This window comes from Paraburkholderia sejongensis, from assembly GCF_020880815.1.
Lineage (GTDB): Bacteria > Pseudomonadota > Gammaproteobacteria > Burkholderiales > Burkholderiaceae > Paraburkholderia > Paraburkholderia sejongensis.
This window is the reverse complement of the sequence record NZ_JAJITD010000023.1, coordinates 17,686-32,356: the sequence shown is the minus strand read 5'-3', so window position 1 is coordinate 32,356 and position 14,671 is coordinate 17,686. Positions and strand designations below refer to the sequence as shown.

Annotated in this window: 15 protein-coding genes; 2 read left to right on the top strand and 13 right to left on the bottom strand. The window is 68.0% G+C overall.

The features are described 5' to 3' along the window. Window positions 1–20: 20 nt before the first annotated feature. The 3 genes from LJ656_RS31045 to LJ656_RS31035 all read right to left on the bottom strand — a co-directional run bounded on the left by LJ656_RS31045 (window position 21) and on the right by LJ656_RS31035 (window position 2,118). A complete protein-coding gene (locus LJ656_RS31045; RefSeq protein WP_230513291.1) occupies window positions 21–443 on the bottom strand; it encodes an ExbD/TolR family protein in 423 nt (140 codons plus the stop codon). Continuing rightward, entirely contained in the window at window positions 434–1,201 is a 768-nt protein-coding gene (locus LJ656_RS31040) for a MotA/TolQ/ExbB proton channel family protein (RefSeq protein WP_230513344.1), read from the bottom strand. Before LJ656_RS31040 ends, LJ656_RS31045 begins: the two co-directional genes overlap by 10 nt. 98 nt (window positions 1,202–1,299) lie before the next feature. Further along, window positions 1,300–2,118, bottom strand: a complete 819-nt coding sequence (locus LJ656_RS31035) for an energy transducer TonB (RefSeq protein ID WP_230513290.1) — start codon at window positions 2,116–2,118, stop codon at window positions 1,300–1,302. Between the two features lie 178 nt (window positions 2,119–2,296). On the opposite strand from LJ656_RS31035, the gene LJ656_RS31030 reads away from it, so the two are divergent. Further along, the gene (locus LJ656_RS31030; protein ID WP_425606048.1) at window positions 2,297–3,472 is read left to right on the top strand and encodes a YVTN family beta-propeller repeat protein; all 1,176 of its coding nucleotides are present in this window, start codon (window positions 2,297–2,299) and stop codon (window positions 3,470–3,472) included. A 54-nt stretch (window positions 3,473–3,526) separates the two neighbouring features. Here LJ656_RS31030 and LJ656_RS31025 read toward each other — a convergent pair whose 3' ends face one another. After that, complete coding sequence (locus LJ656_RS31025) at window positions 3,527–5,842, bottom strand: TonB-dependent receptor (protein WP_230513288.1); 2,316 nt, start codon at window positions 5,840–5,842, stop codon at window positions 3,527–3,529. A 180-nt stretch (window positions 5,843–6,022) separates the two neighbouring features. Here LJ656_RS31025 and LJ656_RS31020 point away from each other — a divergent pair, with 180 nt between their 5' ends. Beyond that, the gene (locus tag LJ656_RS31020) at window positions 6,023–7,060 is read left to right on the top strand and encodes a histidine kinase (protein WP_230513287.1); all 1,038 of its coding nucleotides are present in this window, start codon (window positions 6,023–6,025) and stop codon (window positions 7,058–7,060) included. Here the strand turns inward: LJ656_RS31020 and LJ656_RS31015 are convergent. From LJ656_RS31015 to fhcD, 9 genes are all read right to left on the bottom strand, one after another. Further along, window positions 7,030–7,692, bottom strand: a complete 663-nt coding sequence (locus LJ656_RS31015) for a response regulator transcription factor (protein WP_230513286.1) — start codon at window positions 7,690–7,692, stop codon at window positions 7,030–7,032. The genes LJ656_RS31020 and LJ656_RS31015 overlap by 31 nt on opposite strands. Then, entirely contained in the window at window positions 7,689–8,909 is a 1,221-nt protein-coding gene (gene pqqE, locus LJ656_RS31010; RefSeq protein WP_230513285.1) for a pyrroloquinoline quinone biosynthesis protein PqqE, read from the bottom strand. Before pqqE ends, LJ656_RS31015 begins: the two co-directional genes overlap by 4 nt. A 4-nt stretch (window positions 8,910–8,913) precedes the next feature. Next, window positions 8,914–9,213, bottom strand: coding sequence for a pyrroloquinoline quinone biosynthesis peptide chaperone PqqD (gene pqqD, locus LJ656_RS31005; RefSeq protein ID WP_425606046.1), 300 nt, complete (start codon window positions 9,211–9,213; stop codon window positions 8,914–8,916). Next, complete coding sequence (gene pqqC / locus LJ656_RS31000) at window positions 9,210–9,971, bottom strand: pyrroloquinoline-quinone synthase PqqC (RefSeq protein WP_230513284.1); 762 nt, start codon at window positions 9,969–9,971, stop codon at window positions 9,210–9,212. Before pqqC ends, pqqD begins: the two co-directional genes overlap by 4 nt. Window positions 9,972–10,068: 97 nt before the next feature. Beyond that, complete coding sequence (gene pqqB / locus LJ656_RS30995) at window positions 10,069–10,983, bottom strand: pyrroloquinoline quinone biosynthesis protein PqqB (protein ID WP_230513283.1); 915 nt, start codon at window positions 10,981–10,983, stop codon at window positions 10,069–10,071. After that, window positions 10,980–11,945 carry an alpha/beta fold hydrolase gene (locus tag LJ656_RS30990; RefSeq protein ID WP_230513282.1) on the bottom strand — a complete coding sequence of 322 codons (966 nt, stop codon included), beginning with the start codon at window positions 11,943–11,945 and terminating at the stop codon, window positions 10,980–10,982. Before LJ656_RS30990 ends, pqqB begins: the two co-directional genes overlap by 4 nt. A gap of 38 nt (window positions 11,946–11,983) precedes the next feature. Beyond that, complete coding sequence (locus LJ656_RS30985) at window positions 11,984–12,586, bottom strand: cytochrome b (protein ID WP_230513281.1); 603 nt, start codon at window positions 12,584–12,586, stop codon at window positions 11,984–11,986. Between the two features lie 132 nt (window positions 12,587–12,718). Further along, a complete protein-coding gene (locus LJ656_RS30980) occupies window positions 12,719–13,678 on the bottom strand; it encodes a formylmethanofuran dehydrogenase subunit C (RefSeq protein WP_230513280.1) in 960 nt (319 codons plus the stop codon). Further along, on the bottom strand, window positions 13,675–14,634 hold the full coding sequence (gene fhcD, locus LJ656_RS30975) for a formylmethanofuran--tetrahydromethanopterin N-formyltransferase (protein WP_230513279.1): 960 nt from the start codon (window positions 14,632–14,634) through the stop codon (window positions 13,675–13,677). Before fhcD ends, LJ656_RS30980 begins: the two co-directional genes overlap by 4 nt. Between the last annotated feature and the right edge of the window lie 37 nt (window positions 14,635–14,671).

The window sequence follows — 14,671 nt, the reverse complement described above, 5'->3', positions numbered from 1 at the left end:
TATGTGCGCGCCGCGCTAGCTCACCGGCGCGGCTGCGGATCGGTCACGAAGCCGATCTTCGTGAGCCCGCCGCCTTGCGCCGCCGACATCACCAGCGCGACCCGCTCATACGGCACCTTGCGGTCCGCGCGCAGATGCAGTTCCGGTTGCGGCTGCGCCAGCGCGGCCTGCGCGATGCGTGCGCGCAAGCCGTCGTCGCTGACCGGCTGGCCGTCCCAGAGCAGCGCGCCGTCGGCCTGCACCGCGACGTCGACGTGCGTCGGCTTGAGCGCTTGCGGCTGGCTGCTTGCGTGCGGCAGATCGATCCTGACCGCATGCTGCAGCGCCGGAATCGTGACGAGGAAAATGATCAGCAGAACCAACATCACGTCGACCAGCGGCGTCATGTTGATCTCGTTCATGAGCGCCTGATCGTCGTCGTCGGAGAACGGGGTCATTGCCATTCGAGGTCTCCGTCGCGGCTCGTTTGCGCGTTGTCGGCGCGCGTCACCACGCGCATGTGCGGGCCGGCGCTCGACGGCAGTTGCGAGCCGGTCACGAAGTACGCGTGCAGCCCGTGCGCGAAGCGCTTCAGACGCGCGACGATCGCGCGGTTCGCGCGGGTCAGCCCGTTGTAGCCGAGCACCGCCGGAATCGCGACGAACAGGCCGAACGCCGTCATGATCAGCGCTTCGCCGACCGGCCCCGCAACGTGATCGATCGAGCTCTGGCCGGTCTCGCCGATCACGATCAGCGCGTGATAGATGCCCCACACGGTGCCGAACAGTCCGACGAACGGCGCGGTGCTGCCTATCGACGCGAGCACCGCGAGCCCGCTTTGCAGCCGCGCGATCGTTTCGTCCATCGTGTCCTGCAGGCGTCGCGTGATCCAGTCGGACACGTCGATGCGGTCGTGCAGATGCTGCTGCGTCTGTCGATGATGAGTGGCCGCCTCGTGGCCGGCCAGCGCGAGCGCGAGCAGCGGGTTGTCGTGCGCGTCGGCGTCGGGGTCGCCGAGACTGCGCAGGCCGTCGTCGAAGCGGCCGGCGCTCCAGAAGCGCGCGTCGTTGCGGGCCGTCGCGCGCCGCAGCCGCAGCACCTGCCACAGCTTGACGACGATTACCGTCCACGACAGCACCGACATGATCACCAGCACGCCGAGAATGCAGCGGGTGACGAGGTCGCCGGATTGCCAGACGTTTGCGATTCCGTAATGCTGGATCGATTGGATCGGTTGGATGGGCTGCATGGCGCTTTCCTTGGTACGTGGTCCTGTCTATTCGTCGGCGATGTTGCTCGCTACTCGCTACTCGCTGCGCGTTACTCGCTCAGTCCGAACACGAACGACTGCGCGTATGCGGCGCGCACCGGCGTGCCGTTGTCGCGGTACGGCTGGCACGAGCCGGCATGGACGGCCGCGAGCGCGGCGTCGTCAAGGCGCGTCGAACCGCTGCTCTGTTGCAGTTGCGCGGTTTCGATCCGCCCGCTCACGCCGACGACGAAGCGCACCACGGCCGTGCCGTGTTCGCCGCGGCGTTGCGAGATGTCCGGGTAGTCGGGTTTCGGAATCGAACAGTCGATGTGCGGGACGTTGCGCGGCTCGGTCGACGCGGCGGCCGGGTTCGCGGCGGCGGCCGTGGCGGTCGCGGAGGGCGCGGGTGTCGGTGCGGCTGGCGTGGCCGGCGCAGCGGGCGCTGTGGCCGCCTGTTGGGCCGCTGGCGGCGTGGCGGACGGGGCCGCGCTTGCGGACGGCGGCGAGGGCACAGGCGTCGCCGCACTGCGAGGTACGGGCGGACGCGGCTGCGGCGCCGGCTTCACGCGGGCGGCAGGATGAGCCACCGGCGGCGGAACGGCAGCAGCGGGAACGGCCGGCGCGGGCAGCACTGACGTGGGCCGCGCAACCTCAGGCGCAATCTCACGCGCCGGCTTCACCGGCTCCGGCTCGGGACTCAGCAGCACCGCGGTTATCGTGCGCGGCTCGACCGGCCGCTCGACGATCGTGTCGCGCGCGCTCAGCGCAAGCGCCAGCAGCACCAGGTGCGCGCCGATCACCGCGCCGAGCACCAGCGCCGCGCGCCGGTAAGCGGGCGCGGAATTGACCGGCTTTGCGGGACCTGTCACGGCAACCTGGAGCATCATCGCCACCTCCGCGTTCATTGTCCTCCGCTGCCTGGGCATTTCAAACTCACGGCGGCCGGCGTCGCGCAATTCGGGAAATTCTCCCGGCGCCGCGCGTTGTCAAACAATCGCGCGGTGGGCTAACTTCGATAAATGACGCGAACGATCGCGGCGTCACGCAGTTACCACGGAGAACACGATGCAGGAGACCCGCATGCCCAGTTGGAGACCCCGCCGCTCGCTCGCGCTGGCCGGCGCGCTGGCGCTGGCCGCGAGCGCCGCGTGCGCGGCGGCCGCGCCGCTCGCCTACGTGACGAGCGAGAAAGCCGGCGTCGGCGTGATCGACCTCGACACGATGACGCTCGCGCAGACCTTTCCGGTCGGGGCGGACGGTCCACGCGGACTGAGCCTGAACGCGGACGGCACGCGTCTGCTGGTCGCCAACAAGAACACCAACGATCTCGCGGTGATCGACACGGCCAGCGGGAAGGTCGTCAAGCGCGTGAAGATCGGCAAGAACCCGGAATACGTGCGGGTGCACAACGGCTACGCGTACGTGACCTACGAGCCCGGCGAGGACGGCGGCCCGTCGGGAGCCAAAGCCGGCTCGCAAGCGGCGGACAAATCCGACGGCAAACCGCAAGCGCATGCGGAAACACACGCGGAAACACACGCGAATGCGAAAGGCAGTGGCAAGGGCGGCGCCGATGACGACGACAACAAGCTGCCGGCCGAAATCGCGATCGTCGATATGAAGAACTGGCAGGTGGTGCGCTCGGTGACGAGCGGCCACGAAACCGAGGGCATCGAGTTTTCGCGCGGCGGCGAGCAAATGCTGGTCACCAACGAAGGCGACGATACGGTATCGGTCTATCACGCGCGCACCGGCGCACCGGTCCGGACGATCAAGCTCGCGCCCGGCGGCCGGCCGCGCGGCATCCGGCTGTCGCCCGATGGTAAGTACTACGTGGTGACGCTCGAATCGCTGAGCAAGTTCGTCGTGATCGACGCGCACACGTTCGACGTCGTGAAAACCCTCGATACCAAACTCGGACCGTATGGCGTCGCGTTCGGCCCGGACGGCAACCGGCTGTTCGTCGCGGCGTCGCGCGACAAGACCGTGCAGGTATTCGACGGCCACAGCTTCGAGCACGTCGCCGACGTGCCGGTGGGCCAGCGCTGCTGGCACTTCAGCTTCACGCCGGACGGCTCGAAGCTGATGGTCGCGTGCGGCCGTTCCGACGCGGTCTACGTGCTCGACGCGAAGAGTTACCAGCCGCTCAAGCAGATCGGCGATTTGCCGCTCGCATGGGGCATCGTCACCTACCCGCACAGCGACGGTTCGATCGAATCGAATGGAGCGCCGGCGCATTGACCCCGTGCAACGCGGCGGCAACGGGCCGCCGCGTTGCGTTCGTGCTAGCCGCTGTCACTTCCACGCATAGCGCAAGCCCACCCAGAAACCGCGCGGCGCGCCCGGTCCGACGAACTGCTCGTTGACCGGATTCGCGCCGTTGAAGGTATTGCTCGGCCCGGTGAAGAAGTTCTGCCCGAGCGCGCCGAAGCTTGCATAGCGCTTGTCGAGCAGGTTCGACACCGACGCGAACACCTGCAACTGTTTGGTCACCTGATAACTGGTGTCCAGATCGATCAGCAGATAGCCGGAAATCCTGCCGTTCGCGTCCTGGTTGTTCTCGTCGCCCTGCGCGTAGACGCTGCCGCGCCACGTCAGGTTGGTGCCGATCCGCCATTTCGGCAGCGCCTGATAGTCGAGCCGCAGCTTGACGGTGGTCGCGGGAATCCCCGGAATGTGATTGCCCGGCTTCACGGTGATCTTGCCGTTCGCATCGGCGCTCGAATTGCTCGGACTGCTTTCGGTCCATGTCGATTGATAAGTCGCGTCCACATAGCTGTAGCTGCCGGTCACGGTCAGCGGACCGTATTTGGTCTGCCCGGCCAGCTCGATACCTTGCCGGCGCGTGCGCCCGACGTTCTGGAAGAAGCCGAGCGAACTGCCGGCGCCGTTGCTGCTGACGAACTCGATGTCGTTATCGAGCGTGGTCCGGTAGGCGGCCGCGCTCCATGACGTGTGCGCGCCGATCTTGCCGCGCGCGCCGATTTCATAGGTCTTCGAAATGACCGGCGCGAGCGGCGGATCGGAGATGAACTCGTTCGGCAGCGAGCAGGGCGCGTTCGGGTCCGCGCAGGCCAGCTCGATCGCGGTCGGCGAGCGCATCCCTTCGTTGTACGTCGCGTACGCGGTGAAGCCCGGCGTCGGATTCCAGTTGATGCCGACCGCCGGGTTGAAGCGCGAGAACGTGTGGTGGCCGTCCAGCTCGGGTTGCGTGCCGCTTTCGTCGCCGATCGTCGCTTCGGCCCAGTTGTAGCGGCCCGATAGCGTGAGGGTCCAGTGCGGCGTCAGCGACAGGATGTCCGACAGATAGATGCCGTAGTTGGTGTTGTGGGTCTTCGCATAAGTCTGCTGGGCGAAATCGCCGATGCCGACCGTCGCGCGCGAAGCGGTGAACGCCGCGTCCTGCGACGACTGCGTGAAGCGCGAATTGGCGGCATCGAGGGCCATCCCCGCGATGAACTGGTTCTTCATTCCGCCGAGCTTGCCGAGCAGCGTCAATTGCAGGCTCGCGCCGTAGCTGTCGGTGCTGACCACCGACTTTTCGTTGGTCGCCTGCAGCGTGTTGACGTCGCCGTCGTCTTGCAGCGTGCCGTAGTCGTCGTTGACGTTGCTGCTCGTGTTGGTGTTGCGAAAGTGCCGGAAATACGCGTTGCCGCTCAGTTCGACGTTGTCGTTGAAGTAGTGGTCGCCGGACAGCGTCAGGTAGCCGACCGTGTTCTGGTTGCGGTCCGGGTACGTGTACGGTTGTTTCGGGTTGCCAAGGAACGAGCGCGGAATCGTCTGCGTGCCGTGCAGGTCGTTGTCCGCGCCGCCCGCCGATAAGGACAGCGTAGTGTCGGCGTCGGTATAGCGCAGCTTGCCGAACGCCTGGCGGATGCGGCTTTCGTTCTGCTCGGCCCAGCCGTTGTCGTTCGCGGCATTCGCGGTGAAGTAGTAGTCGAGGTTGTGGCCGATCGTGCCGCCCTGTTCGATCTGCGCGGCCTTGCGGCCCCACGAGCCGCCGCTGATTTCGGCTTCGCCGCCCGGGTCGTCCTTGCCGTTCTTGGTCGTGATCGACAGCGCGCCGCCGAGCGTGTTGAAGCCGAAGGTCGGATTCGAGCCGGGGATCAGCTGGATCGTGTCGATCGCCTGTTGCGGCAGCAGGTCCCAGTTCACGACGTCGCCGAACGGTTCGTTCACGCGCACGCCGTCGACGAACACCGACAGCCCCTGCGGCGTGCCGAGCAGCGGCGACGCGGTGAAGCCGCGATAGGTCAGGTTCATCTGATACGGGTTGCCCTGCGCATCGGCGATGTCGACGCTCGGCAGATTTTTCGCGAGGTAGTCGGTCAGCGTCTGGCGTTGCTGCTGCTGGATGTCGGCCGCGTGGACCGTCTGCACGTTGGCCGGCACCTGGTCGAGCGGCGTGCCGATGCCGAGCAGCGGCGTGGTGCCGACTACGACGATCGGCGCAAGCAGGGTGGTGGGGGTGGTGGGGCCGGTCGGGTTTTCGGCCGCTGCCTGCGCCCACGCGCCGGCGCTCAACCCCGCGACAGCGCCGCCGATACAGACGGTGATGCCGGCCCGCCGCCGCAGGCGCCGTGGGCGGCGTGCTGGTGTGCGCATGCTCATTGTTGTTGTCTCCTGCCGGCTCGTGCGCGCGTTGCGCGTGTTGTTGTGGCGATGCCGTAAAGCTTCGCATACGCGTCCGTCGAACGGCGCGGGAGCTTTTCCCGATCTGCGCGGGAAGCGTTCCCAAAAGCCGCGCAAAAGTGCGCCGCGCGCGCCGGCGCTGGTTAGAATGCAAACGCCATGTCCAGCGAACCGCTCCGCTCATCCTCGTCAGAACGCTCGCCGCCGCCGTCGACGGTATGGCGCGATCTCACATGGGTCGTCGCGCTGACCGTGCTCGCGGCCGCGCTCGGCGCCGCGTTCGACCTCAGCGAAAAGCTGTACCGCTTCACGCGCGGATTGGAGCGCTTCCAGCTCGACGAATTGCCCGGCACGCTGTTCGTGCTGTCGGTCGCGCTCGCGTGGTTCGGCTGGCGCCGCTACCGCGACGCGCGTCGCGAAGCGCGCCATCGCCGCACGCTGGAAGAGCAGGCCGAACGGCTGCTTGCCGACAACCGGCGGCTGGCCAGTGAGGCATTGCAGGCGCAGGAGCTCGAGCGCCGCCATATGGCGCGCGAACTGCACGACGAACTCGGCCAATACCTGAATGCGATCTCACTCGATGCCGCGCGCATCCGCGATCTGTCGAACGGCCGCGAGCCGGAGATTCACCGCATCTCGCTCGGCGTGCTGCACAGCGCGAGCCATGTGTACCGCGAAATCGGCGGGATGATTCGCCGTCTACGGCCGATCGGTCTCGACGAATTCGGTTTGCCGAGCGCGCTCGAGCATTGCGTCGACGGCTGGCGCGAACGGCTGCCGAATGCATCGTTCGCGGTGACGATCGAAGGAGATTTCAGCGGCCTGTCCGACGTGCTGACGATCACGCTGTACCGGCTCGTGCAGGAAGGGCTGACGAACGTGTCGAAGTACGCACGCAATGCGCGCGTGGAGTTGTTCATGGTGCGCGCGCCGCGTGCGGTGCAGCGCTCGGATGAGGAGGCCACCGCGCACGACGCCGCGAACTCCACCCCGATCGACGAAATCGTCGTGACGATGGCCGACGACGGCCCCGGCACCGATCTGAGCGAGCCGCGCAAAGGGCTCGGACTGATCGGCATGCGCGAGCGCGTCGAAGCGCTCGGCGGCGAGTTTCACGTCGCCAGCGAGCCGCAACGCGGTTTTCTGTTCTGCGCGCGAGTCCCCGCTCAGGCCGGACTCACCGAGCCGGTGAACTGAAGGCCGAGCCGGCTCGCCATCTGCGCGAGTTGTACGCCGTTGTCGGCGCCGAACTTCTGGCGGATCACCGATTGATGATTGGCCACGGTCTTCTGGCTCAGTCCGAGTTTCTCGGCGATGCTCGGCAGCGTGTAGCCCTGCACCAGCAGCCGCAGCACCTCGAACTCGCGCGCCGACAATTGCCGTCCCGGCGGCCCTTCGTTGAACGCGGTGCGCATTGCCAGGGTCTGCGAAATATCCGGGCTCAGATAGCCGGCGCGGCGCGCGATCGAACGCACCGCTTCGACCAGCACGTCGGGCGCGCTGGCCTTGGTCACATAGCCGAGCGCGCCGGCGTCGAGCGCGCGGCGCACGAAAATCGATTCCTCATGCGCGCTGAAGATCAGCACGCGCGCGGCCGGCTCGCGCGCGAGCATCCGGCGCATCGCTTCGATTCCGCTCGCGCCCGGCAGCGACACGTCCATCACGACCACGTCGGGCCGCAGCGCGCAAAAGCGCTGATAGGCCTGGGCGGCGTCGGCGGCCTCGCCGCACACTTCGACATCGGGATTCAGTTCGAGCAGACGCCGGTAGCCTTCGCGCACGACCGCATGGTCGTCGACCAGCAGAACGGAGATGATGTCGGCACTCATGGTTGGCCTCCGTGATCGCCGCGGACGTTGGCAGCGCCACTCGCGGCCGCGAACCTGCGCGAGTTGGCGTCGTTGCGAAACACGATCGGCTGCTCGCGGGCCGTTGCTGCCGCTGCAGAAGTCGATGCGTCGGCCGCGCGTTGCACGACCTTGACCACCTGCTCGTGAAACGGCGACTTGTCGCAAACGGGATCGGCATTGGCGGCGTCGCCGGTCAGCAAAAACGCCTGGCAGCGGCAGCCGCCGAGGTCGCGCTCTTTTTCCTCGCAACTGCGGCACGGCTCCTTCATCCATTGCAGACCGCGAAAGCGGTTGAACGCGTCGCTCTCGTACCAGATCTCGCGCAGCGGCGTGTCGTTCACGTTCGGCAGCGTCAGGCCGGGCAGCCCGCGGGCCGCGTGACATGGCAGCGCGGCGCCGTCCGGCGCGACGCCGAGAAATACCGCGCCCCAGCCGTTCATGCAGCGCTTCGGGCGGTTCTCGAAGTAGTCGGGCACGACGAAAAAGATCTTGCAGCGCTCGCCGTGTTCGGCCCGATAGCGCGCAACCACCGCTTCGGCTTCCACGAGCTGCTCGCGAGTGGGCATCAGTTGCGGCTGGTTTTCGCGCGCCCAGCCGTAGTACTGCGTGTTCGCGAGTTCCAGATATTCGGCGCCGAGCGCGAGCGCCATCTCGATGATCTTGTCGACGTGCGGCAGGTTATAGCGATGCAGCACGCAGTTCATCACCATCGGAAAGCCGTGCTTTTTCAGCGCGACCGCGACGCGTTGCTTCAGCTCGAACGTGCGGGTGCTGCTCAGAAAATCGTTCAGCTGCTGGGTCGAATCCTGGAACGACAGCTGGATATGGTCGAGGCCGGCGTCCTTCAGGTTCCCTAAGCGTTGCTCGGTGAGGCCGACGCCCGAGGTGATCAGATTGGTGTAGAAGCCGAGCTTGTGCGCCTGTTCGACCAGTACTTCGAGGTCGTCGCGCAGCAGCGGCTCGCCGCCCGAAAAGCCGAGCTGCACCGCGCCGAGCGCGCGCGCGTCGCGCAGCACGTTGAGCCATTGCGCGGTGCTCAGCTCGCGATGGTGGTCGGTGTAGTCGAGCGGGTTGTAGCAGAACGCGCAGTGCAGCGGACAGCGGTAGGTGAGTTCCGCGAGCAGCCAGAGCGGCGGCGGCACGCCGGTTTCGGCCTGCGCGCCGGGTATTGCGCCGGGTTGAGAAAGATCGGTCATCGCGCTACTCCAGCCAGCCGCGTGTGTGCGCGTCGGCGAGAAAAGCCCGCACTTCGCCGCCGATGCCGGTCGCGTTGAACGCCTGTTCCAGTTCGGCGATCAGCGTATCGACATCGCGGGTGCCGTCGCAGCGCTTGAGGATTTCGCCGGCGCTCTGGTTCAGCTTCACCATCCCCTCCGGATACAGCAGCACGTGCGCGTTCTGCGCGGCTTCCCATTGCAGCCGGAACGGTTTCCTGATCATCAGCGGCGTCGCGGGTTCGGCGGCGCCCGGGCGAGCGCCTTCATGGGTAAGGTCGGTCATTGCGGGAACGCCTTTTCGATCGAGTCGAGCATCGTCCACAGAATGTCGAGCTTGAATTGCAGGATGTCGAGCGCGCGTTCCTGCTGCGCGCGCCGGCGGAAATGTTCGAGCGTCACTTCGAGCCCGTGTTCGACGTCGCGCTGCGCGAGGGAGATGCGCGAGCGGAAATACGCGAGACCGTCCGCGTCGATCCACGGGTAATGTTCGGGCCAGCTCGCGAGCCGGTCGCGATGCACCTGCGGCGCGAACATCTCGGTCAGCGACGAGCACACCGACTCCTGCCACGGCGCGCGGCGCGCGAAGTTCACGTACGCATCGACCGCGAAGCGCACGCCCGGCGTGACGTGTTCGAGCGACCACAGTTCGTCGCGCGACAGGCCGACCGCGTCGGCGAGGCGCGCCCAGGTTTCGATCCCGCCTTCCGCGCCGTCGTAACCGTCGTGATCGAGAATGCGCAGCACCCAGCGGCGCCGCGTTGCGCGGTCCGGGCAATTGGACAGCACGGCCGCGTCCTTCAGCGGGATATTGATCTGATAGTAGAAGCGGTTCGCGACCCAGCCCCGAATCTGCTCGCGCGAGCAGCCGCCGCTATTCATCTTCACGTTGAACGGATGATGGATGTGATACGCGGTGCCTTTCGCGCGCAACTGGGCCTCGAATTCCTCGCGGCTCCATGCCGGCCGGTCCGCGTCCGACCCGCTGGCTGACGCGCTCGCGGCGCGCATCGGGATCGTGTCGAAGGTGTCTTTCGCGTTCATGCTCTCTCCGTTATTTTCGTCTCGTCGTTCACTGCCGCGCCTCGTTACTGCGACTGTCTATTGCGTATTGTTTTGCGTACTCTTTTGCGACCCTGCTTCAAAGTTCGAAGCTCATCCCGTCATAAGCGACTTCGATGCCATGCTCGGCGAGAATGCGCCGCTCGGGGCCGTCCTCGACCAGGATCGGGTTGCTGTTGTTGATGTGAATGAGCACCTTGCGCCGCGCGCTCAAAGCATCGAGCGTTTCGATCATTCCGCCCGGACCGCTTTGCGCCAGATGCCCCATCTCGGCGCCGGTCTTTTTCGACAGGCCGAGCCGGATCATTTCGTCGCCGGTCCACAGCGTGCCGTCGACCAGCAGCAGATCGGCGTCGCGCATCGCCGCGAGCACGTGCTCCTCGATCGCGCCGAGTCCCGGCGCGTAGAACGCGCGCTTGCCGGAGCGCAGGTCGGTCAGCAGCAGGCCGAGGTTGTCGCCGCGCTCGGGCGCCTCGCGATGCGGAGAGTACGGCGGCGCCTTGCTCGACAGCGGCAGCGCATCGATACGGATTCCTTGCAATGCGTCGACGGCGAGCGGCGCGCCATCGAGCGCGATGCGGCGATGCTCGACCCCGCAGTAGTGCGACAGGATCGGCGCGACCGGAAAGCCGGTGCGCAGGTCTTGCCAGACCGCGTCGGTCGCATACAGCGGCAGCGGCGTGTCGCGCTCGCGCAGCATCAAGAGGCCGGTCACGTGATCGATCTGCGCGTCCATCACGAGGACCGCGGCGATGCCGCTGTCGCGCACGCGCCTGGCGGGCTGCAACTCGGGATTCGCGGCGATCTGCGCGAGCAGGTCGGGCGAGGCGTTGACGAGCAGCCAGTCCTCGCCGTTCGCGCTGACCGCGATCGACGATTGCGTGCGGCGCGTCGCCTTCAGCGTGCCGCGCCGCACGCCGTCGCAATTGCGGCAGTTGCAGTTCCACTGCGGAAAGCCGCCGCCCGCCGACGAGCCGAGCACCTTGATCTTCATGCCGCGCGACGCATGGTGCGCCCCTCCTCGATGGCCGGAAGCAATAGGGCGGCGAGCGCGTGCGCGACGCGCGCATGCAGCGCCGGGTCGCTGGTTAGATGACCGGCGCGCACGGTTTCGACGCGCGCCGCCGGCACCGCGCGCGCCAGCCGCCGCAGATTCGCGGGCGGGCAGACCGGATCGCGCGACCCGTGGACGGCGGCGAGCGGCACGCCGGCCGCCGCCGCGCGGCGCGCGAGCGACAGCAAACGGGTTTCGCCGAGCCAGCAGCGATGCGCGAGGTAGTGCGCCTGAATCCGGTATTTGCGGACCAGCTTGCGGGCGTCGCGCGGCGACACCCGCATGCCGCGCGGTTCGCGCCGATGCGCGGTGGCGCTCGCCAGCACCGCGTTTTCATAGTCATGCCAGGCAACTGCGAGCGCGCGTTGCCGTGCGTCGCTGACGCCGCTGCGCAGCGTCGCCGCGCAACGCGCGGCCAGCTTCGCGGGCTGTTCGCAGCGCGCGGCCGCGCACAGCTTCGACCACGCATGCGGCGCGCGGCGGCGCGAGCCGATGAACAGGCCGCGAACTTCGCGCGCCGAAGTCAGGAACAGCCCGCGCAACACCACGCCGATGACGGCTTGCGGATGTTGCCCCGCATACGCGAGCGCGAGCGCCGCGCCCCACGAGCCGCCGAGCACGCCCCAACGCGCGATGCCCAGGTGTGCGCGAAGCGCTTCGAGGTCGGCGAGCAGATAGCCGGTGCTGTTGTGGCGCAGAGTGCCGCGCGGCGTCGATGCACCGGCGCCGCGCTGGTCGATCAGCACCACGCGAAAGCGGCTCAGATCGAACAGCCGCAGCACGCCCGGCTGACTGCCGCTGCCGGGGCCGCCGTGCAGCACCGCGACCGGCACGCCGTCGCGCGCGCCGGCCACCGCGTAGCTCAAGCGCTGCCCGTCGCGCGTGCGCAATGTCTGGAACATGAGCGAAGCGGCGGCGGCCCGGCGGGAGCGCGGCGGCGTCATGGCAGCATCCTCGCGAGCAGGTTGTCGCGATCGATCCACTGATGCTTGAGTGCGCCGGCCACGTGCAGCACGATCAGCGCGATCAGCAGCCACGCGAATACCGTATGGAATCCGAAGAACAGTTCGCGCAGCTGCGGATCGTCCCAGCCCCACTTCGGCAGCGGGATGCCCCAGAAGCGCGTGCCGTAGCGATTGAACGACGAACCCAGATAGCCGGCGAGCGGCATCGCCACCATGCTGACGTATAAAAGAACCTGCGTGATGCGCGCGGCGGCGCGTTGCCACGGTGGCATCGGCGGAAGCGGCGGCCGGTGAAGGACCCCCTTCGCGACGATGCGCAGAAGCACCAGCAGGAAAACCGTGAGGCCGAGCGACTTGTGCAGATTGATCAGCGTCGCTTTGACCGGCAGACCCTTTGGCAGGCCGACCATATAGAGCCCGAGCGCGAGCAGGCCGATGATGCCGAGCGCGATCAGCCAGTGCAGCGCGATCAGCGGGCCGGCATAGCGCTGCGCGCCCGCGTTCGAGGCCGCGCGCGGGTTCGCGGCGGCGTTCGCGTCGAGGCGGCGCTGCGTGTCCGGAGAGTTCGCTGTCGTCATGGCTGTCTCCTTGGTGGTCCGGGTGTCCTGCGTCGAACTCCTGTTGCTGACGGTCGCTGCCGCGTGCTGTCGCTCGTTGCTGCCTGTTACCCGCTTGTTCCCGCTTATTACCGATGGGCCGGACATGCGGCGCTATCCGGCGCACAGGATTTCGCCGCAGCCGCCGACCGCGAGGTCGCCCGTGTAGCGGGCCGGCAACCGGTCCGCGCGCCACTGCGAAAACGGCGCGATTTCAGCGGCCAGACTGCGCACGAGCAACGACCAGAATACGTCGAATCCGCGACCGCCGCCGCTGAAGGTCGGCGGCGGCAGCGGCGCCGGCGGTTGCGCGAGCAACAGGGTGCCGCGCCTCATTCCATATGCATAGTGCGCGCCAAGCCGGCCGGCCACGCCGACCGTGCCGGCCACCAGCCGCGACGCCGCGAAGTCGCCCGCGTTGCCGCCGACCAGCACGAGGCCGCGGCGCATCCGGTCAGCGACGCGCGCGCCCGCGTTGCCGTGGATCGTCAGCGTGCCGCCGGTCATTCCTTCCATGTCGCCGGGCAGTGCGCCGGCCACGAAATCGCCGCTGTCGCCGCGCACCGTCAAGCGGCCGCCGCGCATTTCGCAGCCGGTGAAGTGGCCGGCGTCGCCGTCGATCTGCAGCACGCCGCCGCTCATTCTGAAGCCGCTGTAGTCGCCGGCCGCACCGCGGATCACCAGCCGGCCGCCGTCCATTTCGGCGCCGACGCGGTCGAGCCAGCGGCCGGCGCCGTCGATGATCAGGGTGGCCAGGTCGGGGCCGGGGGCGGCACTCGCGGTGCCGGCCGAGGCCGCGGAGGCAGTGGAATCCGCCGAGCCCGCCGACGCAAAATTCGCCGCCGCCGCGCCGCGCAGCACCTCGAACACATCGCCGACCACGCAGCGCTCGTTGCCGCCCGGCAGCACGACGCGTTCGATCTCGGCGACGCTCAGCGCGGCCAGCGCAGCCGGCCGCAGCGCGGCGGCATCGACGCGAAAGCCGGGCGCGTTTTTCACGCGCAGCACTATCGTATCGGCCGGGACGCCTGTGCTGATGCCTGCGCCTGCACCCGTATTCGCGCTCGCGCTCATGCGCCTCTCCCGCCGAGCCCCGCCGCCAACTCGTGCAAATGGAAGTGATACGGCCCGAGCTTGCCGCCGTAATTGCCGGCCGAAATGCGCAGCATCCCGGCCGCGCGGCCGAATTCGCAGGCCGCCGCAATGCCGGCCGTCATCGCCGCGCCGACATCCGCGTCGGTCAGCCCGTCGATCACGATCTCCAGCACGCAGCCGACCTCCGCGCTCAATTCGCTGCGCGGCGACAGACCGATCAGGCTCGGGCAGAACGCGTCGTTGGTCGACGCGGTCGCGCCCGCGTACTTCGAACCCACTTTGGACCCCGAACGAACGATGCCGCCCGGAAACGGCATGATCACGTTCGGCAGCCGGCGCATCGCGGCGACCGCCGCCTCGGTCGCGGCGAGCGCGGCGTCGAGGTCGCGCGCGAGCAGCAGCAGGTTGCCGCCGCCGACCGCCTTGACCGTCTGCGCGGTGTCCTCGCAGACGAATTCGCCGTCCATCACCGGCACCCGCCAGTAGCGCGTGCTGCCGATCATCTTCGCGATCTGGTAGCCGTCGCCGAAAAAACGCAGCCCGCTGCCGAGCGGCGCCGCGTCCGACAGCGGCGCGCGGCTCGCGGACGGATCGATGCCGCCGAACACCGCGGTGCTCGGGCAGGTCAGCACGCACTGGCCGACCCGTCGGCCGATCTGCTTCGCAAGCTCCTTCGACGACACCGCGAACAGCAGCACCGCGACGCCGGGCCGGCCGTCCGGGGTTTCGTCGCCGCTCAACTGGCGCTCGATGCCCGCCTCGCAGCCGCAGCCGATCACCGACGTCGCGAAGCCCGCCAGCGAATTCGCCGCGTGCATCGCCCAGGTCGGCGAATGCGCGGTGATCACGAGCCGGGTCGCCTTCATCGGGAAGGCTTCCGCGAAGGTCGCGTCGATCGTGGTGCCGTTGATCTCGAGCGGGGCCGGGGCGTTCATCGTGGTCGCGCGTGGGTCGGGTTCGTGGGGTGGGCCG

What these genes read in the sequence shown, in the direction of transcription:
- LJ656_RS31030 (WP_425606048.1), top strand. Translation starts at nt 2,297, where the DNA reads ATGCAGGAGACCCGCATGCCCAGTTGGAGACCCCGCCGCTCGCTCGCG.
- LJ656_RS31045 (WP_230513291.1), bottom strand. Translation starts at nt 443, where the DNA reads ATGGCAATGACCCCGTTCTCCGACGACGACGATCAGGCGCTCATGAAC.
- LJ656_RS30990 (WP_230513282.1), bottom strand. Translation starts at nt 11,945, where the DNA reads ATGTTCCAGACATTGCGCACGCGCGACGGGCAGCGCTTGAGCTACGCG.
- LJ656_RS31020 (WP_230513287.1), top strand. Translation starts at nt 6,023, where the DNA reads ATGTCCAGCGAACCGCTCCGCTCATCCTCGTCAGAACGCTCGCCGCCG.
- LJ656_RS31015 (WP_230513286.1), bottom strand. Translation starts at nt 7,692, where the DNA reads ATGAGTGCCGACATCATCTCCGTTCTGCTGGTCGACGACCATGCGGTC.
- pqqB (WP_230513283.1), bottom strand. Translation starts at nt 10,983, where the DNA reads ATGAAGATCAAGGTGCTCGGCTCGTCGGCGGGCGGCGGCTTTCCGCAG.
- LJ656_RS31035 (WP_230513290.1), bottom strand. Translation starts at nt 2,118, where the DNA reads ATGATGCTCCAGGTTGCCGTGACAGGTCCCGCAAAGCCGGTCAATTCC.
- LJ656_RS30980 (WP_230513280.1), bottom strand. Translation starts at nt 13,678, where the DNA reads ATGAGCGCGAGCGCGAATACGGGTGCAGGCGCAGGCATCAGCACAGGC.
- pqqD (WP_425606046.1), bottom strand. Translation starts at nt 9,213, where the DNA reads ATGACCGACCTTACCCATGAAGGCGCTCGCCCGGGCGCCGCCGAACCC.
- fhcD (WP_230513279.1), bottom strand. Translation starts at nt 14,634, where the DNA reads ATGAACGCCCCGGCCCCGCTCGAGATCAACGGCACCACGATCGACGCG.
- pqqC (WP_230513284.1), bottom strand. Translation starts at nt 9,971, where the DNA reads ATGAACGCGAAAGACACCTTCGACACGATCCCGATGCGCGCCGCGAGC.
- LJ656_RS30985 (WP_230513281.1), bottom strand. Translation starts at nt 12,586, where the DNA reads ATGACGACAGCGAACTCTCCGGACACGCAGCGCCGCCTCGACGCGAAC.
- LJ656_RS31025 (WP_230513288.1), bottom strand. Translation starts at nt 5,842, where the DNA reads ATGAGCATGCGCACACCAGCACGCCGCCCACGGCGCCTGCGGCGGCGG.
- pqqE (WP_230513285.1), bottom strand. Translation starts at nt 8,909, where the DNA reads ATGACCGATCTTTCTCAACCCGGCGCAATACCCGGCGCGCAGGCCGAA.